Below are 21,407 nucleotides of genomic sequence, written 5' to 3'. Positions count from 1 at the left end.
GTCGTTAGAAGAAGTCGCTTCTGATGAAGCCGAAGTCCAGCAGCTCTGAGTCCTGCACGGGGGTGAAGTTGTTCACCCGGTCCTTGGCGGTCAGTGGCAGGGGCGGGTCGAGCAGGATGTTGTTTTTGTCGTAACCCTGGCCGATCACCGCGAAGATGATGCCGTTCCAGCCCTTGAGGAAATCGTCGACCTTGTATCGCTTGTGGCCCAGCACCGGGTCACCGATGTACACCCAGCCTTTGTCGACCTTCTGCATGACCACGAAGTGCTTGTAGCCGCGCACATCCATCAGTACCACGACGGGAATGCGCACGCTTTGCAGGGTTTCGGGCGCCACCCGGTAACCGCGGGCACGCATCCCGAGGCTTTCGATATAGCGCTTCATGTCGAGCATCGAGAAGCCTTGCGTGCGCACAAGGTCCTGGTCGGCGTGGGCCAGCATGCCTTCGATGATCTGATGTTCGTCCACGTCCAGCCAGTAGGCCTGACGCAGGATGGTTGCCAGCGCGGCGGCGCCGCAGCTGAAGTCGGTCTTTTGTTGCACCAGGTCGGCGAACTTGCGTTCACGCAAGCTCTGGATCGGTTTGAACACCACGGCGCCGCCCGGCAGGACGGACAGGGGCATTTGTGCAGCTTCGCTCACGCTGGCCAGGCACAGCAAAAACGCCAAGGCGAAAATACGCATGATCGGGTGCCTTACGGTGTGTTGAAGAAAGGCCCCCCGAAGGGGGCCTCAAGCACAGCGGTCAGAACGAGGTGTTGGAGATGGCCAGCGAGTTGCTTTGCTGGTTGCCCACACCGGCTGCTACGTTGACGCCCAGGTTACCGCTGCCACCATTCACCGAACCGCTAAGGGTTGCAGTGTTGGTAACTGGGTTGGCCCAGCCGGTCGGGGTCAGCACTTGGAAGGACACAGTATTGCTCAAGTCGTAAGCGCTGCTTTCGCTGTAGCTCTTCGAAACGTCGTTCGAGGATTGTTTCGATTGCTCGCCAGACTTCGAGAAGTCGGACGCCGAAGCATTCTCGTACGAAGAGTCGTGAGACTTGGAGTACGAAGAGTCCTTGGACTTGTCATACGCCGATTCACGCGACTTGTCGTAGTTGGAGTCGAATGCTTTCTCGAACGACGAGTCGTATGCACTTTCGCGCGACTTGTCGACCGATGCATCCAGCGATGCACTCAGCGAGCCATCGAAGGACTTGGAGTGGGAGCGCTCATAACGGCCATAGTCGGTGGTATGGGTACGCGTGGCGTTAACTTCAGCGTCCAGCGAAGCTGCCAGGCTGGCGCTGCTTGACGCGCTGTGGCTGCCGCTGGCAGAGCCACTGGCACCCCAACCGCTCGAGCCACTTGCGCTCGAGTTGTGGGAGCCGCTGGCATTGCTGGAATGCGAGCCGCTGGAGTCCCAGCCACTGGAGCCGCTGGAGCTGGCGCTATGCGCACCGGCGAGGCTGAAGCTCGAGGACGAGCTGCGGTCGTCGGTCGAGTTGAACGAGCCATCACGCGAGCTTGAACCGCTGGCCGACTTGGTGATGGTAATCGTATCCACCCGGTAGGTGCGGTCAGCGCTGTTGTTTACAATCAGGCCTGGGCCGTCCTGATTGGCCGACGCGGTGGCGGTGGCGTTACCCAACGGGGCACCGGTGTTGGCGATGGCCATGGTGTTTTTCTGCTGGTTGAGGTCGCCACCGGCAATGTTGATGCCAATGTTGCCCTCAGCCCCGCTGGCTGAGCCGCTCATCACAGCCGAAGACTGGGTCGAGTAGTTGTCGACCCGGTTGTTTCTGCTGGTTTGCACAACGTCAGCCGTGGCATTGGCCATGCCGAACACGAAGCTGTTGTCCAGGCTCGAGTCAGAGCCTGCGTTGGCAATGGCAGCGGCGTTATCTTGCTGGTTGCCGTTACCGGCCGCCACGTTTATGCCAACGTTGCCGCTGGAGCCGGTGCCAGAGTCACTCATCTCGGCATCGTTGATGGTGCCTTGGTTGGTGATGCGGTTACGCGTGCTGGTTTGGGTATCCCAGGCATTGGCCGTTGCATACACAGGGATCTTGGTGGGTGGAGGCGTGTGATGACCATTGTTATGGTGGCCGTTATGGTGGTCATTACGCCGATCATTTTGCCCAGCTTGTACAGCAACAGCCATGACCGCAGCAATTGCGAAAACCAGAGGCTTGATTGCCATCGAGGGTTTCATGGTGATTCTCCGTACGCTATTAGGTTAAGTGTCGTTCTTAACTGCAGGGTCAATCCGCGACCCGGATGCTCAAGGTGTTGGCCATTCGGTTTCCCACCCCGGCACTCTGGTTCAACTGGATCACCCCGTGGCTACCGGTGAAGGCCTGGTCACTGGTGGTGACCTGGCGATAGCCTGCTGGAATGTCAGTTGCTCCGGAGTTGTTGATCAGCGCCACGTTTTGTTGCATGAGGACGCTGTCGTCGATGCTTTGCGGCTGCGCACCAATGCTGATGTTCAGTGCGTTGGCTTGCTGGGTGTTGGCGCCTGCGCTCTGGTTGATCCCCAGGGCGCCGCTGCCGTTGCTGAAGGCGTTGCCCTGGATGGTCGAGCGGGCGTCCATTGCAGGGTCAGCGGGCGTATTGAGCCGTTGCCGGATCTGGGTGCTTGCACTGGCTTCGGGGCCGACGGCGATGGCACGCGCATTGACCTGCTGCTGCATGTCGCCAGCAGCCTGGTTGACAGAGAGGTTCCCCTGATAGCGACTGCCGGAGCTGTCGATATCGGCGTTGTTGATGACGGGAACCAGGGATTGCGCGAAGACCGGTGCAGTGCAAAGGGCGGCCAGCATCAGCAGAGTGCGCTTCATCTCACTTGCCCCCGCCGGTCAGAATCTGCAGCGGCGCGAGGCCACGCTGCACGCTTGAGTTGACCATGTTCGAGATACCGTTACCCGACCCCGTACCGCGCCCGCCCGCCAAGTTGGGGAGCTGGTTCTGGTTGCCGAGGTTGCCCCCCAGGTTGTTGGTTTGTTGGGTGATCATGTTGCTGATGCCTGCACCACTGCTGATGCTGGCGAAGTCGCCATCGCTCAGCTCGCTGGTTTGCTTGAGCACGTGAGCTGAAGGGTTGGCATTGATGGTGGTAGGGCTCGGGTCTGGGATCAGAGGGGGGATGGTCGCGTTGCGCACTTGCACATCGCGCTTGATGATGATGATCCCCTTGTCCGCCTGAGCCGTCAGGCTTAGTGACCCCAGTACACAGCCCACCAGTAATAGGTGATAGAGGTGATTGTCACTTTTCCTCACGACGGCAACTCCTTCTTTGAGCGCTGGCCCTGTTCAGCGATGCGTACCACAGAGCAGAAGGTGTGCCGCTTTTTAGAAATCTTTTCGGATCAGATAGTTAGCGCTGGGGGCTGACAAAATGCGGCGCATGCTGTCTCAGGCGTGAAACAGCTTGCCGTGATCGTTGCCGGCAAAGGCAGCGGTGGCCTTGAGTGGAAGGGTTTTTGCAGAGTGTGTTTCATGAGCGTGACACTGGCCCCGGGTCGGGGGAAAGCCCCGCAATTTCGGGGGCTTTGCCCCGCCAGGTTGTGTCAGAGGCTTAACACTCGGTAGGGCATGATGGCTCATCGCCGCTAAGTAGCGTAGCAACCGCCTGCAAGGCCACCAATTGGCGCTGCGGCCAATTGCCATCCAGTATTTGGTGCGGTTGGTTGTGCCGCTTCAGCCAAGCCAGGCTGTCCTCGAAAAAGCGTTGACGATCGCTGAGGTCGGGTTGGCAACGCTGGCCATCAGCAATCCAGTCCACCCCTTGCGGGCTGAGCAACAGGTGCAGGTCATAACGCCGTGCCAGCAGTGCTTCTTCCAGCCAGGTTGGACAGTCGTCGAATAGTGCGCGGCTCCAGAGCATGTTGCTCAGCAGGTGGGTGTCCAGAATTAGCAGCGGTGGCGCCTGCTCGCGCGCACGGTCCTCCCATGCCAGTTGCCCACGGGCGATGGCGGGAATATCGGCGTAGCAGGTGTCACGGCATTGCTGGTCGATGAAATGGCGCACGTACTCGCCCACCAGCACGCCACCAAAATGTGCCTGGATCACCCCGCTAAGCCAGCTTTTGCCACTGGATTCAGGGCCGCACAGTACCAGCACTTTCATTGATTGCTGCGCATTCATGGCTGTACCAGCGCCGGGTCGCGGCGCCATTCCAGCCAGCCGCGTACAGCAATCAGGGTGAGCACGGCGAAGAAGCCCGCAGTGAAATACAGCTGCTGATGCAGGTATTGGCCCACATAGATAATGTCGACCACGACCCACAGTGGCCAGCACTGCAGGCGTTTCTGCGCCATCCACAGTTGCGCCACCAGGCTGAAGCCGGTCAGGGTGGCATCCAGCCAGGGCAGGGCGGCATCGGTCCAGTTGGCCATGGCCGCGCCCAGGGTTGCGCTCAGCAGCGCCCCGGCGGCCAGCCCGGTGAGCAGTGCCGGGCGTTGCAGACGGGAGACCTGGCGGGCGTCCTCAACGTGGTCGGGGCGTTTCCATTGCCACCAGCCGTACAGTTGCAGGATGGCGTAGGCCAGTTGCAGCAACATGCCCGAATACAGCTTTACCTCGTAGAACAGCCAGCCATAGATCAGCACCATGACCAGGCCGATCGGCCAGCACCAGGCGTTCTGCTTGACCGTGAGCCAGACAGCGGTTACGCCGAGGACGGCGGCAATGAGTTCAAGGCCGGACATCGGCGATCCTTGGAGGCTACGGGGGAGGGGCGCGATTGTAGCGGGTCGGCCGCGGAAGGTGTAGGGCGCAGCGGTGGGATGCCCCTTGGTAGGAGCGGGTTCACCCGCGAACACCGGCAGCGCCGGTGCCATCCACCGCGTTGCTTCCTTCGCGGGCATGCCCGCTCCCACAGGTGCAGCGCAGGCTTCAAGGTCACTCGATACCTGCAAGAGCAGGCATGCCCGCCCACCAAGGGCTTGTTCTCAGACCCGGAACTGCCGCAACAACTGCTCCAACTCTTCGCTCAATCGCCCCAGCGCCGCCCCGGCATCGCTGGACTGACGGGCCGCATCGGCGGTCTGCTGCGACAACCCGGCGGTATCCAGCACATTGCGGTTGATCTCTTCGACCACATGCGACTGCTGCAAGGTGGCGCTGGCGATGGAGGCATTCAATGCGGTGAGGTTGTTCAGCACCTGGTTGATGGCGTCCAGGCTGGCGCCGGCCTCGCGTGCCTGTTCGACGGTCTGGCGCGATGCCTCGCTGCTGGTGTCTATGGCCTTGACTGCAGCGTCCGACTGGCTCTGCAGGTGCTCGATCATGGTATGAATCTCGGCCGTCGATTGCGCTGTACGCTGGGCCAGCAGTCGCACCTCGTCGGCGACCACGGCAAAGCCTCGGCCTTGCTCGCCGGCCCGTGCCGCCTCGATGGCAGCATTCAGCGCCAGCAGGTTGGTCTGTTCGGCAATGGAACGAATCACGTCCAGCACACCACCAATGCGCGTGCTGTGCCCGGCCAGGTCGCGAATCACCTGTACGGCCTGATCGATGGTCAGCGACAGGCGGTCGATCTGCGCCAGGCTGCCGTGGATGGCCTGCTGACCGTGGGTCACCTGTTGTTGTGCCGTACGCATCTCTCCGGCGGCCTGTTCTGCAGTCTTGGCCACGTCCTGCACGGCGTAGGTCACCTCATTGACTGCAGTGGCCACCTGGTCCATCTGTAGCGATTGCTGGGCGCTGTGCTGTTGGGCGGCACCCGCGTTGTCACCGACGTGCCCGGCGGATTGGGCCAACGCGTGGGCCGCGCCTTGCAGTTGGCCGACTACGCCTTGCAGTTTGCCGTTGAAACGGTTGAAGTGCTCGCCCAGGTGGGTGATCTCGTCGCGGCCATGGGTGTCCAGGCGCCGGGTGAGGTCGCTTTCTCCGCTGGCAATGTTGCCCATCGCCTGCACCGCTTCGTGCAGCGGGCGGGCTATGCTGCGGGCAATCAGCATGACCACCAGCGCCATCAGCAGGGCAATGCCCACGCCAACCAGCGAAGCGTCGCGCAACTGGCGAGCGAATTCGGCCTGCACGTCATCCACATACACGCCTGAACCGATGATCCAGCCCCACGGCTTGAACAGCTGAATATAGGAAGTCTTGGCTACCGGCTCACTGGCGCCGGGCTTGGGCCAGCGATAGTTGACCGGGCCGGCGCCCTGCTGACGGGCAAGGGCGACCATTTCGTTGAACACGGCGAAACCATCGGGATCGCGAATGGCTGAAAGGTCCTGGCCGTCGAGCTTGGGGTTGGCCGGATGCATGATCATCTTCGGCCCCAGGTCGTTGATCCAGAAATAGTCGTCATGGTCGTAGCGCAGCGCGCGCACCACTTGCAGCGCCTGTTGCTGGGCGGTTTCGCGGCTGAGCGTGCCGGCAGCTTCCAGGCCTTGGTAATAGGCCAACACACCCGCGGCGGTCTGCACCACATGGCGGGTTTTCTCCGCCTTGGCCTGGTAAAGGTCACCATGGATCTGCCGCAGCATCAGCAGGCCCAGGACCACCAGCATGGCCACCGCTACCACAAGGATCAGCCACAGGCGCCGACTGATTGACATCGATCTCAGAGTGTTCATCCATCAGCTCCCGCATTGTTCTTTTTATTGAGGTGCATCGAAGCATGCTTTGCAGCGAGCCCCCACTCGACTAATGGCTAAGTGCTATGTTGGTGATAGTCTGCAACAGGTCGTTAAAGCGATTGCCAAGGGGCTCTGTCAGGATTTCGGCCGCGCAAGATGAAACCTTTAACAGGCGTGAACTTTTCCACTGGCGTTGCGCCCAACAGTCGCTGTAAAACAGCCGGGCCGTGTAAGGCAATCTCAAGCGAATCAAGAATAAGGGGCCTGCGACAAGCAGCGCTCCATCCGGGGGAATGATGGATTTTTGGACTGCCTTCCAGGCAATCATCTTAGGCGTGGTCGAAGGGCTGACGGAGTTTCTGCCGATCTCCAGTACCGGCCACCAGATTATCGTCGCCGACCTGATCGGTTTTGGCGGCGAACGGGCCATGGCTTTCAACATCATCATTCAGCTGGCGGCGATCCTGGCGGTGGTGTGGGAGTTTCGCAGCAAGATATTCGAAGTGGTCTTCGGCCTGACCCGTCAGCCCACGGCGCGCCGCTTTACGGGCAACCTGCTGTTGGCGTTCATGCCGGCGGTGGTGCTGGGTGTCCTGTTCGCCGACCTTATTCACGAATACCTGTTCAACCCCGTCACCGTGGCGGCGGCACTGGTGGTGGGGGGCATCATCATGCTCTGGGCCGAGCGCCGTGAGCACCGCGTGCAGGTGGACCATGTGGACGACATGCGCTGGAGCCATGCACTGAAAATCGGCTTCATCCAGTGCCTGGCGATGATCCCGGGCACGTCGCGCTCCGGTTCGACCATCATCGGTGGCCTGCTGTTCGGCCTGTCGCGCAAGGCAGCGACCGAGTTCTCGTTCTTTCTGGCAATGCCGACCATGGTCGGTGCGGCGGTGTATTCGGGCTATAAGTACCGCGACTTGTTCCAGCCCGGCGATCTGCCGGTGTTCGCGCTCGGCTTCGTGACCTCGTTCATCTTTGCCATGATTGCCGTACGGGCATTGCTCAAGTTCATTGCCAACCATAGCTACGCGGCATTTGCCTGGTATCGCATTGTGTTCGGCCTGTTCATTCTGGCGACCTGGCAGTTTGGTTGGGTCGACTGGTCCACGGCGCATGGCTGAGGCGCTGCGTGGGCAACGGGCTGAAGGTGTGCGCAATGTGCACCTGAAGCTGCTGGTGTTGGGCGTGCTTTGCCTGTTGCCCGGCTTGGGGGCGGCGCGCATGGCCTGGAACGATCAGACCTGGTGGCCGTTGGCGTTGTACCCGGCCATGAGCCTGATCAGCCTGTTGCTGTATTGGCAGGACAAGCAGCAGGCACGTACGCGGGCCTGGCGTACACCCGAGAAAGTGCTGCATGCCAGTGAATTGCTCGGTGGTTGGCCGGGGGCGCTGTTGGCACAGCAGCTGTTTCGGCACAAGACCCGCAAGGTTTCGTTCCAATTGGTGTGCTGGGGGATTGTGCTGGTGCACCAGGTGTTCTGGGCAGACTGGCTGTTTCTTGACGGGCGTTATCTGCCCTTTGGTTGATGTGCAGTTGTACCGGCCTCTTCGCGGGTAAAGCCGCGAACGGGCCGGCACAGCTAGATCACATGACCAACCCCACTTGCAACCGCTTGGGCAACCGACGCACTACCAGCTGGTGCGACCGCTGCAACACGTCACACAGTTCATCACGCCCCATCGGGTAGGGTGGCGTCATGCTGACCCACCGCGCCCGCGCCAGGTACGGAGCTGGCCGTATCCCCGGGCGATCGCAATAACCCAGAAACAGCTCGTCGGCCACCTTGAACGATAACCCGGCACCCGCCAGGTCGAGCACCGCGAACATCTTGTTTTCTGCCACCGAAAACACTCGGATGCCGCCCCATTTGTAGTCTTCCCGCGAACCTGGCAGGCTCAGGCAAAACGCCGCTACCTGGGCTTCGCTCATTTTTCGTTCAGACATACCGCTCTCCACAAGCCTCGAATGACGCCGCCAGGTGATCGATCCACACCCGGACCGCAGGCAGCAAGCCACGCCGGTGTGGGTAAACTGCCTGCAGGTAGCCACCCGGCAGCGACCAGTCTGGCAGCAGGCGCACCAGTTCGCCGCGTTCCAGTTCCTCTTCACAGAACATGCTGGGCAGCGCAGTGAACCCCAGACCGGCACGTACAGCAGCGTTACGTACTACGAAATCATCGATCGCCAAGCGCGGCTCCAGCGCTATTTCCTGCTGCTTGCCATGGGGGCCGATCAGGCGAAAGTGTACCAGCCGGTCTGCTTCGGCTGCGCCCAGCACGGGCAATGATGCCAACTCGCCCGGTTCGCGAATGTGGTCGGCAAAGCCGGGCGCGGCTACCAGTTGCATTTGTGCCTGGCGCAGGCGGCGGGTAACCAGGGCCGGGTCTTCGTCGCCCAGGTCGCGTACGCGCAACGCTACGTCAATGCCTTCGGAAATCAGGTCGACCCGGCGGTTGAGCAATACCATGTCCAGTTGCACCAGCGGGTACTGCTCAAGAAAGCGGCTGATCACATCCGGCAGGAAGGCGTGTGCCAGTGCCACCGGGCAGGATACCCGTAAACGCCCGCGCGGCTCACTGCTCATGCTGGCCACGGTTTCGTCAGCGGCTTCGGCCTCCAGCAGCATGGCCTGACAATGATGCAAGTAACGTTCACCCACTGCGGTGAGCTTGAGTTGCCGTGTGGTGCGCTGCAACAGACGTGTGCCCAGGCGCTCTTCAAGCTCGGCGATACGCCGCGACAGGCGCGACTTGGGGATGCCCAGCTGGCGCCCGGCGGCGGCAAATCCGCCAGCTTCGACGACGCGCGCGAAGTAGAAGAGGTCGTTGAGGTCTTGCATGGGAATGTCTCACTGTTCCATCTGTGGGACAAACTAACGCATTTTTGCTTACTTATCAGCTATTGATCACTTCGGTAGGATCTTCCCCATCGTGATCGCCCACAGATGCGGTCTTCAATCACAGGAGAGTCCCATGAAACTGTTGCACATCGATTCGAGCATCCTGGGCGACAATTCCGCCTCGCGCCAGTTGAGCCGCGAAGTGGTCGAAGCCTGGAAGGCTGCAGACCCAAGCGTTGAAGTGATTTACCGCGACCTGGCTGCCGATGCCATCGCCCACTTCTCCGCCGCCACCCTTGTGGCTGCAGGCACCCCTGAAGACGTACGCGACGCGGCCCAGGCTTTCGAAGCCAAGCTGAGCACCGAGACGCTCGAAGAGTTCCTGGCTGCCGATGCCGTGGTGATTGGTGCGCCAATGTACAACTTCACCGTGCCGACCCAGCTAAAAGCCTGGATTGACCGCGTGGCCGTCGCCGGCAAGACCTTCCGCTACACCGAAGCCGGCCCGCAAGGCCTGTGCGGCAACAAGAAAGTGGTGCTGGTTTCCACCGCGGGTGGCCTGCACGCTGGCCAGCCGACTGGTGCCGGGCACGAAGACTTCCTGAAAGTGTTCCTGGGCTTCATCGGTGTTACCGACCTGGAAATCGTCCGGGCCCATGGCCTGGCCTATGGCCCGGAGCAGCGCAGCCAGGCGATTGATGCTGCACAGGCGCAGATCGCCAACGAGCTGTTTGCTGCTGCCTGATCAAGGGAATGCGGTGGATCGCAAGAGTGGCCCCTGTCGAGGCACAAGGCCACTCCAACCTGTAGAAGAGTGACTCAGACCACCGGGATAAGCGGATCAGCTGCCGCCAAGGCCGCTTCCCGGTCAGCCGCTGGCGGATAAATCCACACTGAATTGATCTGGCGCTTCAGCGCCTTGGCTTCGGCCTTGTCCTCCGGTGGTGAAACCTCACGGTCCCATCCTTCGGTATAAACCGCACCCCAGGGCCCCAGGTCCAGGCACGTCACGTACTTGGGCTGGCTGTAAGCCACTGGTGCTACGCCAAGCAAATCGGCTGCGGCATTGTTGCCCGCATGGCGCCCCAGCGGAATCGCGTGCTGGCACGACATCACGGCATGATTGCCAAGCGCGTCACAGGTGGCGTAAGCCACATCTCCAGCTGCATACACGGCCTCATTGCCCTTGACCTTCAGGTTGCCATCGACATGCAAGCGGCCGCGGTTGTCGCGCTCGCCGCTGATTTGTTCGGTGAGCGGGTTGGCCTTGAAGCCAACCGTCCATACCACCGTGCTGGTGTCGATACGCTGGCCGTTGTCCAGCTGCACTCCGGCAGGGTCTGCCGAAACCACCGTGGCACCGCAAACCCACTCTACGCCCAGGGCCTCGCATGCCTGCTCGATGGCCGGTCGGATGCCGTCACCCAGGGCTGCACCAATGTTTGCGCCGCGGTCGATTACCACTACGCGCAAACTGACGTCTTCACCCAGTATCGCGCGCAAGCGGGCCGGCAGTTCGGTGGCCGTCTCGATGCCGGTAAAACCGCCCCCGGCTACCACCACGGTGTTGCGTACCGGCGTGTTCGGCAGGCTGGCCAGTGACTTCAGGTGGGTTTCCAGGCGTGCAGCGCTGTCGAGCGTGTCGACATCGAAGACATGCTCGATGCCGACCATGTCAGGGCGATCGAGCACACTGCCGCAGGCCATGATCAGGCGGTCGTAGGGCAGGGCGCAGCGAGTGCCGCTGCGGGTGCGGTAGCCCACGCGACGGGCTGCCTCATCAATGTGGAATGCCGTGCCCTGCACGAAGCGGACATTGACAGCGTCGAACAGCGCCTGCAGTGGTGCGGCCATGGTATGCACGTCTGGCTCGTAGAAGCGCGGACGCACAGACAGTTCAGCCTGGGGCGCGAGCAAGGTGACCTCGACGTCCTTGCTGCCGTTGAGGTCAAGCTGGCGGATGGCGCTGAGCGCGCTCCACAGGCCGGCAAAGCCCGCACCAATAATCAGGATCTGCTTCATGGTTGTGCTCCTTTGAAGTTCGGTGGACAAGGTAGACCTTATTGCCGGTCAACGGTGTTACCAGTGCTTGCTGGAGTGCTTCAGAATGTTGGCGGCGTGATCACCCAGATCACCACGGCATCCACTTCACCGGGGTTGCCGTAGCGGTGTGGTTCCTGGCTCGGGAAGCTGAAGCTGTCGCCTTCACTCAGCTGGAAATGCCGCTCGCCTACCCACAGCTCAAACGTGCCGCTGAGGAGGTAGCCGGCTTCTTCACCGTCGTGGCTGTAACTTTGCTGGCTGTAGGTTCCCGGAGGGAAACGGGAGTGCAGCATCTCCAACTGGCGGTTGGGCTGGGGGGTGAGTAGTTGATCGACGATGCCGTCTTCATAATGCACGCTCAGGCGGCTGTTGCGCCGCACCACATAGCCTTGGTCTTCGGGCGCGGTGGTGGCCTCGCTGGCGAAGAACCACTGGATGGTCACGCCCAGGCTGCGGGCGATGTTGAACAGCGCCGGGATCGACGGATAGGACAGGTTGCGCTCCAGCTGGCTGATGTAGCCTGCGGTCAGTTCACTGTGTGCGGCCAGCTCCGCCAGGGTCATGCCGCGGCGCTTGCGCAGGCCGCGGATGCGGGTGCCGAGGAACTGCGGCGCGGCGCCCCCGGGTTCGCTGGCGGGAGGCTGGGAGGGTTGGCTCATGCGCGTCGGTCCATCGCAAAAGCCGCAGTATGTACAGCCTCAGAGCGACCAGGCAACCGTCAGACCATCGTGAATCGCTTCTTCGGCCGTGCGCGGCGCCAGGCAGTCGCCAATCCGCCGGACGTCCACCACACCTGCCAGTTCGGTGGCCAGGCGGTCTTGCGGTTGATGCCCCATGCACAGCACCAGGGTGTCGATGCCTTCGAAGATCATCGGATCGCCGCTGGCGGTGTGCTGCAGGTACACCGTGTTGTCGTCGCTACCATACAGGCGTGCGTATGGTGTGACAGGGATACCCAGGCGATGCAGCTCGCCGGCCAGTTGGTCACGTACATAAAGCGGCAGGCTCTCGCCGCAATGAGTGCCATTGACCGCCAACTGTACCTGATGGCCTTCACGCACCAGGCGTTCGGCGATACCGGGGCCGATCCAGTCACAGCGCCAGTCGATCACCAGCACCGAACGCCCCGGTTTCACCTCATTGCGCAGCACTTGCCAGGCGTCCACTACCTGAAGCTCGCCGGTACGTTCGAACGCGGGCCAGTAGGGGGTGGCGCCGGTAGCAGCGATGACCAGATCAGGGCGCTCACGTTCGACCAGTGCGCGGTCGACCCGGGTGTTGCGCACCACTTCTACCCCCGCCAGGGCCATTTCCCGTTGCAGGTTGGTGCTGGCCCCCCCGAACTCGCTGCGCCGTGGCAGCAGTTGGGCGAGCAGCACCTGCCCACCGAGCTGCGGGCCCGCCTCGTACAGAGTGACCTGGTGCCCGCGCGCGGCAGCCACGGCGGCAGCCTTCATGCCGGCAGGCCCGCCGCCGGCGACCATTATGCGTTTGGGCGAGGAAGTGGGCGTAAGGTGCCCGTACTGTAACTCTCGGCCGGTTTCCGGGCGCTGGATGCAGGAAATGGCCAAGCCGCGATGGAAATGGCCGATGCATGCCTGGTTGCAAGCGATGCAGGCGCGCACGTCTTCGACCTGGCCGCGTTCGGTCTTGACTGGCATCAACGGGTCGCAGATCAGCGCCCGGGTCATGCCGCACACATCAGCCTGACCGCGGGCCAGGATCAGCTCGGCTTCCTGGGGCTGGTTGATGCGCCCGGTGACGAACAGGGGGATGGCCAGCTGCTGCCTGAAGGTGCCAGCCTCGCGGGCCAGGTACGCCGGTTCGATGGCCATCGGTGGCACGATATGGACTGCGCCACCCAGTGAGGCCGAGGTGCCGGCGACGATATGCAGGTAGTCGAGCTGGCCCTGCAAGGCCACGGCAGCAGCCAGTGACTCGTCTTCGCTCAGGCCCTGGCTGTCGCGCTCGTCAGCACTGATGCGCAGGCCAATGATGAACTGCTCATCGGTGGCGGCGCGCACTGCGGCCAGTACTTCGCGCAAGAACCTCAGACGCTGATCCAGATCGCCGTTGTAGCCATCACTGCGTACGTTCACCCGCGGGTTGAGAAACTGCGCGGGCAGGTAACCATGACTGGCCACCACCTCGACGCCATCCAGCCCGGCCTGGTGCAGGCGGCGGGCGGCGCTGGCGTAGCCCTGGACGATTTCGTCGATCATTGCCTGGTCCAGCGCCCGCGGCATCACCCGGAAGCGCTCATTGGGCACCGCAGAGGCCGAGTAGGCTACCGCCAACAGGCCGTCTGCCGACTCCATGATCTCCCGCCCGGGGTGAAACAGTTGCGACAGCACCACGGTGCCGTGCGCGTGGCAGGCCTCGGCAAGCTGGCGGTAGCCGGCGATGCAGGCATCGTCAGTGGCCATCAGCACATGCGAGGTGTAGCGGGCACTGTCGTGCACCCCGGTGACCTGCAGCACGATCAGGCCGACGCCGCCGGCAGCGCGGTCGCGCTGGTAGGCGATCAGTTTGTCGTTGACCAGGTTGTCGGTGGGCAGGCAGGTGTCGTGCCCGGTGGACATGATGCGGTTCTTCAAGCGTTTGCCGCGGATCTGCAAGGGCTCGAACAGGTGAGGGAAGGCGGTCTGCATCAGGCGGCTCCGGTACGGGTTTGTTATTTTTTCTTATAAAAGTGTAGCGATAGTAAAAAATCAACTTGTTTTTTTACTAGTGTCTGTCTAGGTTTTCCTCACTCGCGTGGCGAGGGTGTGACCTCAGAACAACAAGAAAACGGGCCCGTCGGGCACCGGAAGGAGGAAGCTACGATGCAGCTATTTCCACGAATGACCGGCCTTTGCGCAGCCTTGCTGGCCCTTGGCCTGGGCAATGCGCAAGCTGCGCAGCAGATGGTTGTGGTCGGTTATGGCGGCGCAGGCCAGAAGGCCCAGGATGAGGCGATCTTCAAACCCTTCAGTGACCAGGACGGCAGTCAGTTGATTCAGAGTGAATACAACGGCGAAATGGCACGTATCCAGGTCATGGCTGACACCGGCCACGTCGATTGGGACGTGGTGCAGATCGAAGGCCCTGACTTGATGCGCGGCTGCGACGAGGGAATATACGAGCACCTGGACTGGCAGCGCCTGGGCCATGCAGACGAACTGATCCCGGCAGCCGCACAGGATTGTGGGTCGGCCGCGCTGGTCTGGAGCGTGGCTATTGCCTATGACCGCAACAAGCTCGCCCAGGCGCCGGCCTCGTGGGCCGATTTCTGGGACATCAACAAGTACCCTGGCAAGCGTGGCCTGCGCAAGCGTGCGGTGTACAACCTGGAATTCGCGCTGTTGGCTGACGGGGTCAAGGTCGAGGACGTTTACCGGGTACTGTCCACGCCGGCGGGTGTCGAACGGGCCTTCGCCAAACTCAGCGAACTCAAGCCCCATATCCAGTGGTGGGACGCCGGCGCTCAACCCGCGCAATGGCTGGCAGCCGGTGACGTGGTGATGACCTCCACCTACAGCGGACGAATTGCGGTGGCGGCGCAGCAGGGCAGCCCGTTGGCCGTGGTATGGCCTGGCAGCCTGTACGGTATGGACTATTGGGCGATCATCAAAGGCTCGCGGCATGTCGACCAGGCCAAGCGGCTGATTGCCTATGCCAATCAGCCGGATACCCAGGTGCGGTATGTGCAGCAGATACCCTATGGGCCGACCAATACCCAGGCCGCAGCCAGGCTTGACCCGTCCCTGGCCAATTGGGTACCCACGTCACCACAGAACCTGCAAGGGGCGCTGGCCATGAACGTGGAATTCTGGGTCGACCATGGCGAAGAATTGGAGCAACGCTTCAACGCCTGGGCCAGCAAATAGCGTTCAGTTAAGGGGCAACAAGATGACTGCAACGGAACAAAGCCTGCGTCGGGAGTTGGCTGCCTGCTACCGGCTGATCGCACATTTTCGCATGAGTGATCTCATCTTCACGCATATCTCCTTGCGCTTGCCTGGGCCGGAGCACCATTTCCTGATCAACCCGTATGGCCTGCTCTTCGATGAGATCACCGCTTCCAGTCTGGTGAAGATCGACCTGCAAGGGCGGCCGGTGGGGGCTGCCCGTCACCCAGTCAACCCAGCCGGGTTCGTCATTCACAGTGCCATTCACGCTGCCCGCGAGGATGCCCAGTGCGTGCTGCACACCCACACCCGCGCAGGTTGCGCGGTGGCCGCACTGGAATGTGGCCTGCTGCCGGTCAGCCAGATGTCCATGGAGTTTTACGGCAATGTGGCTTACCACGCCTACGAGGGCATCGCGCTGGACATGGATGAACAGCAACGGCTGGTGGCCGACCTGGGCAACAAGCCGGTGATGATACTGCGCAACCATGGGCTGTTGACCACGGGGCGCAGTGTGGCTGAAGCCTTCCTGCGCATGTACTACCTGGAGAAGGCTTGCGAGATCCAGTTGGCGGCGCAGCGTGCTGGGCAACTGATTTTCCCGTCGACTGATGTGTGCAGTCGTACCGAACGGCAGTTCAACGCGCCGGGGAGCGGCTTGAAGCAGGGGGAACTGACCGACCCGGATGCGCTGCAATTGGCGTGGGCGGCGTTGTTGCGAATGCTGGAGAAGGTGGCGCCTGGTTATCAGGATTGAACCTGTGCTTGCTGATTTGGTTGCGTAGATGTCCAGCCAGATAGCGGGCGGACGGAACAGTCACTGTAGTGCAACCATTGGTTTCAACTGTGCTGGTCCCTTTGTGTGGAATACCTTTATGCTGTAACGAAATATGTCTAAAAAGCCTGCAGAAGGAAGTCGCAATGCCACTCAAGGACCTGCTTATCGCCCTGGTGGTGATTGTCGCCTGGGGAGTCAACTTTGTGGTCATCAAGGTTGGCCTCGACGGGCTGCCACCGATGTTGCTGGGGGCATTGCGTTTCTTGTTGGTGGCGTTCCCGGCGATCTTGCTGGTCAGGCGGCCCAAACTGCCGTGGCGCTGGTTGATCGCTTACGGTGCGACCATTTCACTGGGCCAGTTCGCGTTCCTGTTTCAGGCCATGTACAGCGGCATGCCGCCAGGGTTGGCTTCGTTGATCCTGCAGTCGCAAGCCTTCTTCACCCTCGGTTTTGCAGCGTTGTTTCTCGGTGAGCGGCTGCGCCTTGCCAGCGTGCTGGGGCTACTGGTGGCGGCCAGTGGCCTGGCGCTGATCGGCAGCGAAGACGGCGGCCATGTGCCCATGCTGGCGCTGGTGCTGACGCTGTGTGGCGGCGCAATGTGGGGCCTGGGCAACATCATTACCCGACGGTTTGGCTCGGTCGACCTGGTCGCGTTGGTGATCTGGGGCGGGCTGATACCGCCACTGCCATTTCTGGCACTGTCCTGGTGGCTGGAAGGCCCCGAGCGCATTGGCCATGCCTTGGCAAATATCAGTTGGAGTTCGGTGCTGGCCCTGGCGTATCTGGCCTTTGTGGCCACCATGCTCGGCTACAGCCTGTGGAGCAAGTTGCTGTCGCGCCACCCGGCAGGCAAGGTGGCGCCGTTCTCGCTGCTGGTACCGGTGATTGGCCTGAGTTCGTCGGCTTTGCTGCTGGGAGAGCGCCTGACCGCTACGCAGGGCTGGGGTGCATTGCTGGTGATGGCCGGCCTGCTGGTGAATGTGTTTGGTGCGCGCATCGGTCAGCGTTTGCGGGCAGCCAACGCGTAAGGCGCTTCAATCTGCTGAGCTGCGCTCTGTTAGAATCGGCCTCTTTTTGCCAGGCCAACGGAGCGCATCCATGATCATTTCCACCACCAGCCAGCTCGAAGGCCGCCCGATTGCCGAATACTTGGGCGTGGTCAGTTCCGAATCGGTGCAGGGCATCAACTTCGTGCGCGATTTCTTTACACGGTTTCGCGACTTCTTCGGCGGCCGTTCGCAAACCCTGGAAAGCGCGTTGCGCGAGGCCCGGGAGCAGGCCACGGAAGAACTCAAGGCCCGGGCACGACAGTTGCAAGCCGATGCGGTAGTGGGGGTGGACTTTGAGATCAGCATGCCGTCGGTACAGGGCGGCATGGTCGTGGTATTTGCCACCGGTACGGCAGTACGCCTGAAGTAAAGCCTGCGGCCATTGGTCGGCTACAAGGTTCTTGTCCGGTCGGTCCGCAAATGACCAGCTAGTCTCACTCTCACAGGCCGCGTTTCCTGGGCAACTTGTCTGGTTGCCGACGCGACCGCCACCGGAGGGAGACTGGGCATGAGCGAATCCTTTTTCGAAGACCTGAACGATGCGTTCCCGATCAACAGCCAGGTGCGTTGCGGCCAGGCGGCATTTCGCCTGGGTTTCGCCCACATGACGCTGGATGATTCCGAACAGCTCCAGCCTGCACATTTGCAGCGCAGCAAAAAAGGCCGCTTCATGCCGCGGGTACCGATCAAGAAGTGATCCCGCGTCTGCACACGCCCCCCGCCCAACGGCGGGGTTTTTATTGCCATTCGTTGATCCGCCTCATGGTATTGCCCGGTAGCGCTCGCCGGATGGCCCGGCCTGTGGTTTTCTGACGCGGCATTCCAGCGACGGAGGATTGAATGCTCATGCGAGTCAGGGAAGAAACCTATTGGCAGTGGGCCGACGCACAGTTGCACAGCCGCTGCCACGACGAAGCACTCAGCGACGGCACCACACTGGACGTGCAGGTGCGCTTGTCGCGCCTGGGGGCGACGCAGCTGTTTCTGGGGTTGTACGCCGGGAATGGGCGGGCGTTGCTGGAAGAGTATTACCCTGCGCTGCCGGGCGAGACCATGACCCGTGCGCTGGTGTGGGGTGTCGACCGCGCCCGGGCGATGGCAACGGGCGCCTTGCCTTTGCCGGAAACCCGCTTGCAGCGGCGCCAGGCATGAAAAAGCCCGGCCTGTGCGGGCCGGGCTCTGGTAAGGGTACGAACCCTCAATTCAGCGGTTCGATCACCTTGACTGCCTGCTGCTCACGGGCAGCGGGCCATTCTTGTTGCAGGGTCTGCAGCACGCGGCTGACGAATTCGGTGTCGGCGGCGGCTTTCTTGCCGACGTAGCCTTGGCCACGGCGGTAGACCTTGAAGCGGGCACGCATGCTGGGCAGGTGCTCTTCAAATTCATCTTCGACGGTGTTCGGTGGCAGGCGGTCGAGGCGCACTTCACCGGTTTGGCTAACCCACAGCAGATGGTCGTCAAGGCTGTCCTTGCGCACGGCGAACAGCTGGGCCAATTGGTCGATAGTCGGATTGTTGTTCAAGTTCATCATAAAGCCCCCATTACCCATTCATAGGTGATTTTCACAGTTGGCGCTATCACGGTGTAGCGCACTACCAAGGCTGCTACAGCAGCATCGCAACAGGGGCTTTCTCACGCTGCCTTTTGGACAGTTTCCCTCTCCACGGACGGCCTGCGTTACCGCGCAGGCCGTCTGGAACACCCTTGCCACCGCTCCCGATCGGGGAGACGGCTTCATCATGCCCAAGCGCGATGAACGGCGTCAACCGTTTTGTAGTGATTTTTTTTGCTCACTACATTCTGTCGTTTTGTCCGACAATCACCGCTGGCGTTACAAGCCGGAAAGGATGTCGAAGGCGGCTTGCACCCGCGCTTGGTTGGGGTAATTCCGATTGGCCAGCAACACGACTGCCAGTTGTTCTGCCGGCACGAACGCGGCGTACGCGCCGAAGCCATTGGTGGAGCCAGTCTTGTTGTACCAGGCTGCCGGTAGCGCGGGCAGGGCCGGTTGCAAGCGAGTGGTTGCCTGCGGTTCACGGATCAGCAGCGAGCTGTTGCCATCGATCAGAGTGCGCAGCGTGGCCGGGTAGGGGTAGCGTTCCCAGCCCAGTCCTTGCGTCATGGCGCCAACCTGGAAATAGCCTTGCTGGGTAATGGCGGTGGCTTTCACCAGGGCCGGTGGCAGGCCCTGCGGCTGCATGTGCAGCCGCACATAGCGCAGCAGGTCGCTGGCGCTGGTTTTGATGCCGTATGCCTCGTCGGCGTAAGGCCCGGGCCCCACACGCACCGGCTTGTCGGCGGCGTCATACCCTTGGGCATAAAGCCCCTGGGCGCTGGCCGGAACCTGAAGGTAGGTATTCTTCAGGCCCATCTTCGCCAGCAGGCCTTCAGTCATCAGCGTGGAGAACGGTTGGTGCTGCGCCCGGGCGGCCAGGTCACCGAACAAACCCAGGCTGGGGTTCGAGTAGCAGCGCTGGGTGCCGGGTTTGGCGCGAGGTTGCCAGTGGCGGAAGAAATCGACGACCTGTTGCGGCGATTGCACAGTGTCGGGGAACTGCAGTGGCAGGCAATCGGCGCTATAGGCGCCCAGTTCCAGCACGGTCGCGTCGCCGATGGGGACACCGGCCAGTGCCGGGTGATAGCGCTTGGCCGGGGCGTCGAGGTCAAGTTTGCCCTCGGCGCTGGCAAGTGCGGCCAGGGTGGCAGTGTAGGTCTTGCTCAGCGAACCGATCTCGAACAGCGTATCGCGGCTGACCGGTACGTTGTCGGCCTTGCTGGCCAAGCCGTAGCTGAAGTAATGCGCATGGTCGCGTGCATAGATGGCCACAGCCATGCCGGTAATGCCTTGTTCCTGCATGAGCGGGCGGATGATCTGGTCGACCTTGGCCTGTAACTGGTCGTCGGCCTGGGCGCTGGCATGGCCCAAAGCAAAGGTAATGGCGGCTGCAAGTGCAGCCAGACGTGGGCGGAGCATGGCGAGTCCTTGTTGTGGAACGTGTCCGTTGAGCGATACCACTCGGGGTTCCGGCGTTAGCGACGGAGAGCCAGAGACCTTATCGTCTGCCCAGCCACAATGACAAGATGGATACAGTGATGAAGTATTTGCGCATGTTATTTGACAATTTCACCTTGGCCTTGCTCGGGGTGGTACTCATCGCCACCGTGCTGCCTTGCTCGGGCGATGGCGCGGTGTATTTCGGCTGGCTGACCAACCTGGCCATCGGCCTGTTGTTCTTCCTGCATGGCGCCAAACTGTCGCGTGAAGCCATCATTGCCGGTGCCGGGCACTGGCGCCTGCACCTACTGGTGTTCTCCTGTACTTTCGTACTGTTCCCGCTGCTGGGCCTGGCGTTCAAACCTTTGTTCGTACCGCTGGTGGGTAACGAGCTTTACCTGGGCGTCCTGTACCTGTGTGCCTTGCCTGCGACCGTGCAGTCGGCCATTGCCTTTACCTCGCTGGCCCGCGGTAACGTGCCGGCGGCCATCTGCAGCGCGGCGGCCTCCAGCCTGCTGGGTATCTTCCTCACACCGTTGCTGGTGATGTTGCTGCTGGGTGCCAGTGGTGATACAGGTTCCGGCCTGGATGCGGTGTTGAAGATCACTTTGCAGTTGCTAGTGCCATTCGTTGCCGGGCAGATCGCGCGGCGCTGGATCGGTGCCTGGGTCAAGCGCAATGCACGCTGGCTCAAGGTGGTGGACCAGGGTTCGATCCTGCTGGTGGTGTACACCGCCTTCAGTGAGGCCGTGGTTACCGGGCTGTGGCATACCGTATCGCCGCAGCACCTGGCGGGGTTGTTCGTGGTGTGCGCGATTCTGCTGGCAGTGGTGCTGTTCGGCACACGCATGCTTGGCAAGGCCCTGGGCTTCGACCTCGAGGATCGCATCACCATCCTGTTTGCCGGCTCCAAGAAAAGCCTGGCTACTGGTGTGCCCATGGCCCAGGTGTTGTTCGTGGGCAGTGGCATTGGCGCGATGATCCTGCCGCTGATGCTGTTCCACCAGATACAACTGATGGTGTGTGCTGTGCTGGCGCAGCGTTATGCCAGCCGTGAGCAGGCGGTGGAGGCTTCGGCGGTGTCTTGAGCGCCTTTACGTTCCCATGTAGATGCTGTGTTGGTGGTCAAGCTTTTCTGCGGTGCTGAGAGCTGAAAAGCTTGGTCGTACAAAGGGTTGATACCCGCGAAGAGGCCAGGGCTGCTGGCCAATCTCCACCCGTCGTTCACC

General features: G+C 61.7%; 24 protein-coding genes. 10 read left to right on the top strand and 14 right to left on the bottom strand.

Annotated features, from left to right (window positions below):
* Nucleotides 1-4: 4 nt before the first annotated feature.
* The 7 genes from ACF8GF_RS20745 to mcpP all read right to left on the bottom strand — a co-directional run bounded on the left by ACF8GF_RS20745 (nt 5) and on the right by mcpP (nt 6,574).
* A complete protein-coding gene (locus ACF8GF_RS20745) occupies nt 5-685 on the bottom strand; it encodes a C39 family peptidase (protein ID WP_176684012.1) in 681 nt (226 codons plus the stop codon).
* Nucleotides 686-746: 61 nt separating this feature from the next.
* Nucleotides 747-2,198, bottom strand: coding sequence for a heme utilization protein (locus ACF8GF_RS20740; RefSeq protein ID WP_176684011.1), 1,452 nt, complete (start codon nt 2,196-2,198; stop codon nt 747-749).
* A 49-nt stretch (nt 2,199-2,247) separates the two neighbouring features.
* Nucleotides 2,248-2,826 carry an adhesin gene (locus ACF8GF_RS20735; RefSeq protein WP_176684010.1) on the bottom strand — a complete coding sequence of 193 codons (579 nt, stop codon included), beginning with the start codon at nt 2,824-2,826 and terminating at the stop codon, nt 2,248-2,250.
* A 1-nt stretch (nt 2,827) separates the two neighbouring features.
* Nucleotides 2,828-3,265 carry a hypothetical protein gene (locus ACF8GF_RS20730; protein WP_209966438.1) on the bottom strand — a complete coding sequence of 146 codons (438 nt, stop codon included), beginning with the start codon at nt 3,263-3,265 and terminating at the stop codon, nt 2,828-2,830.
* Between the two features lie 298 nt (nt 3,266-3,563).
* The gene (locus tag ACF8GF_RS20725; RefSeq protein ID WP_392487935.1) at nt 3,564-4,133 is read right to left on the bottom strand and encodes an AAA family ATPase; all 570 of its coding nucleotides are present in this window, start codon (nt 4,131-4,133) and stop codon (nt 3,564-3,566) included.
* Nucleotides 4,130-4,696 carry a nicotinamide riboside transporter PnuC gene (gene pnuC, locus ACF8GF_RS20720; protein WP_176684007.1) on the bottom strand — a complete coding sequence of 189 codons (567 nt, stop codon included), beginning with the start codon at nt 4,694-4,696 and terminating at the stop codon, nt 4,130-4,132. The genes ACF8GF_RS20725 and pnuC overlap by 4 nt, the downstream gene beginning before the upstream one ends.
* Before the next feature lie 243 nt (nt 4,697-4,939).
* Nucleotides 4,940-6,574 (bottom strand): methyl-accepting chemotaxis protein McpP, encoded by a 1,635-nt coding sequence (gene mcpP / locus ACF8GF_RS20715; protein WP_176684006.1) that lies wholly within the window; start codon nt 6,572-6,574, stop codon nt 4,940-4,942.
* Nucleotides 6,575-6,873: 299 nt separating this feature from the next.
* Here mcpP and ACF8GF_RS20710 point away from each other — a divergent pair, with 299 nt between their 5' ends.
* On the top strand, nt 6,874-7,704 hold the full coding sequence (locus tag ACF8GF_RS20710; protein WP_176684005.1) for an undecaprenyl-diphosphate phosphatase: 831 nt from the start codon (nt 6,874-6,876) through the stop codon (nt 7,702-7,704).
* Nucleotides 7,697-8,110 (top strand): DUF1294 domain-containing protein, encoded by a 414-nt coding sequence (locus ACF8GF_RS20705; RefSeq protein WP_392462357.1) that lies wholly within the window; start codon nt 7,697-7,699, stop codon nt 8,108-8,110. Before ACF8GF_RS20710 ends, ACF8GF_RS20705 begins: the two co-directional genes overlap by 8 nt.
* Nucleotides 8,111-8,168: 58 nt before the next feature.
* Here the strand turns inward: ACF8GF_RS20705 and ACF8GF_RS20700 are convergent, their stop codons facing one another.
* Both ACF8GF_RS20700 and ACF8GF_RS20695 read right to left on the bottom strand, forming a co-directional pair.
* Nucleotides 8,169-8,528 (bottom strand): MmcQ/YjbR family DNA-binding protein, encoded by a 360-nt coding sequence (locus ACF8GF_RS20700; protein ID WP_392462355.1) that lies wholly within the window; start codon nt 8,526-8,528, stop codon nt 8,169-8,171.
* Nucleotides 8,521-9,423 (bottom strand): LysR substrate-binding domain-containing protein, encoded by a 903-nt coding sequence (locus tag ACF8GF_RS20695; RefSeq protein WP_021782357.1) that lies wholly within the window; start codon nt 9,421-9,423, stop codon nt 8,521-8,523. Before ACF8GF_RS20695 ends, ACF8GF_RS20700 begins: the two co-directional genes overlap by 8 nt.
* Before the next feature lie 133 nt (nt 9,424-9,556).
* Between ACF8GF_RS20695 and ACF8GF_RS20690 the strand changes: the two genes are divergently transcribed.
* Nucleotides 9,557-10,168 carry an FMN-dependent NADH-azoreductase gene (locus ACF8GF_RS20690; RefSeq protein WP_176684002.1) on the top strand — a complete coding sequence of 204 codons (612 nt, stop codon included), beginning with the start codon at nt 9,557-9,559 and terminating at the stop codon, nt 10,166-10,168.
* A 74-nt stretch (nt 10,169-10,242) separates the two neighbouring features.
* Here the strand turns inward: ACF8GF_RS20690 and ACF8GF_RS20685 are convergent, their stop codons facing one another.
* The 3 genes from ACF8GF_RS20685 to ACF8GF_RS20675 all read right to left on the bottom strand — a co-directional run bounded on the left by ACF8GF_RS20685 (nt 10,243) and on the right by ACF8GF_RS20675 (nt 14,117).
* Entirely contained in the window at nt 10,243-11,445 is a 1,203-nt protein-coding gene (locus tag ACF8GF_RS20685; protein ID WP_392487934.1) for an NAD(P)/FAD-dependent oxidoreductase, read from the bottom strand.
* Between the two features lie 80 nt (nt 11,446-11,525).
* Nucleotides 11,526-12,125, bottom strand: a complete 600-nt coding sequence (locus ACF8GF_RS20680) for a helix-turn-helix domain-containing protein (protein ID WP_176684000.1) — start codon at nt 12,123-12,125, stop codon at nt 11,526-11,528.
* Nucleotides 12,126-12,164: 39 nt separating this feature from the next.
* Nucleotides 12,165-14,117 (bottom strand): FAD-dependent oxidoreductase, encoded by a 1,953-nt coding sequence (locus ACF8GF_RS20675; RefSeq protein ID WP_392462349.1) that lies wholly within the window; start codon nt 14,115-14,117, stop codon nt 12,165-12,167.
* A gap of 174 nt (nt 14,118-14,291) precedes the next feature.
* Here ACF8GF_RS20675 and ACF8GF_RS20670 point away from each other — a divergent pair, with 174 nt between their 5' ends.
* The 6 genes from ACF8GF_RS20670 (at nt 14,292) to ACF8GF_RS20645 (ending at nt 18,335) form a co-directional block, all read left to right on the top strand.
* Nucleotides 14,292-15,335, top strand: coding sequence for an ABC transporter substrate-binding protein (locus tag ACF8GF_RS20670; RefSeq protein WP_176683998.1), 1,044 nt, complete (start codon nt 14,292-14,294; stop codon nt 15,333-15,335).
* Nucleotides 15,289-16,113 carry a class II aldolase/adducin family protein gene (locus ACF8GF_RS20665; RefSeq protein ID WP_392462347.1) on the top strand — a complete coding sequence of 275 codons (825 nt, stop codon included), beginning with the start codon at nt 15,289-15,291 and terminating at the stop codon, nt 16,111-16,113. Before ACF8GF_RS20670 ends, ACF8GF_RS20665 begins: the two co-directional genes overlap by 47 nt.
* A gap of 164 nt (nt 16,114-16,277) precedes the next feature.
* The gene (locus tag ACF8GF_RS20660) at nt 16,278-17,162 is read left to right on the top strand and encodes an EamA family transporter (protein WP_129932508.1); all 885 of its coding nucleotides are present in this window, start codon (nt 16,278-16,280) and stop codon (nt 17,160-17,162) included.
* A 70-nt stretch (nt 17,163-17,232) separates the two neighbouring features.
* On the top strand, nt 17,233-17,553 hold the full coding sequence (locus ACF8GF_RS20655) for a YbjQ family protein (RefSeq protein ID WP_003253898.1): 321 nt from the start codon (nt 17,233-17,235) through the stop codon (nt 17,551-17,553).
* A gap of 138 nt (nt 17,554-17,691) precedes the next feature.
* Nucleotides 17,692-17,880, top strand: a complete 189-nt coding sequence (locus ACF8GF_RS20650) for a hypothetical protein (RefSeq protein ID WP_021782365.1) — start codon at nt 17,692-17,694, stop codon at nt 17,878-17,880.
* 143 nt (nt 17,881-18,023) lie between these two features.
* The gene (locus tag ACF8GF_RS20645) at nt 18,024-18,335 is read left to right on the top strand and encodes a hypothetical protein (protein WP_176683996.1); all 312 of its coding nucleotides are present in this window, start codon (nt 18,024-18,026) and stop codon (nt 18,333-18,335) included.
* A 46-nt stretch (nt 18,336-18,381) separates the two neighbouring features.
* Here the strand turns inward: ACF8GF_RS20645 and ACF8GF_RS20640 are convergent, their stop codons facing one another.
* Together ACF8GF_RS20640 and ampC are read right to left on the bottom strand one after the other, a co-directional pair.
* On the bottom strand, nt 18,382-18,714 hold the full coding sequence (locus ACF8GF_RS20640; RefSeq protein ID WP_392462342.1) for a hypothetical protein: 333 nt from the start codon (nt 18,712-18,714) through the stop codon (nt 18,382-18,384).
* 300 nt (nt 18,715-19,014) lie between these two features.
* Complete coding sequence (gene ampC / locus ACF8GF_RS20635) at nt 19,015-20,157, bottom strand: class C beta-lactamase (RefSeq protein ID WP_392462340.1); 1,143 nt, start codon at nt 20,155-20,157, stop codon at nt 19,015-19,017.
* 107 nt (nt 20,158-20,264) lie between these two features.
* On the opposite strand from ampC, the gene ACF8GF_RS20630 reads away from it, so the two are divergent.
* Entirely contained in the window at nt 20,265-21,266 is a 1,002-nt protein-coding gene (locus tag ACF8GF_RS20630) for a bile acid:sodium symporter family protein (RefSeq protein ID WP_176683994.1), read from the top strand.
* Nucleotides 21,267-21,407: the final 141 nt, after the last annotated feature.

The organism is Pseudomonas sp. yb_5, from assembly GCF_043103865.1.
GTDB classification, from domain to species: domain Bacteria; phylum Pseudomonadota; class Gammaproteobacteria; order Pseudomonadales; family Pseudomonadaceae; genus Aquipseudomonas; species Aquipseudomonas putida_Y.
The sequence above is the reverse complement of the archived record's forward strand: the minus strand, read 5'-3'. Positions and strand labels throughout refer to the sequence as shown.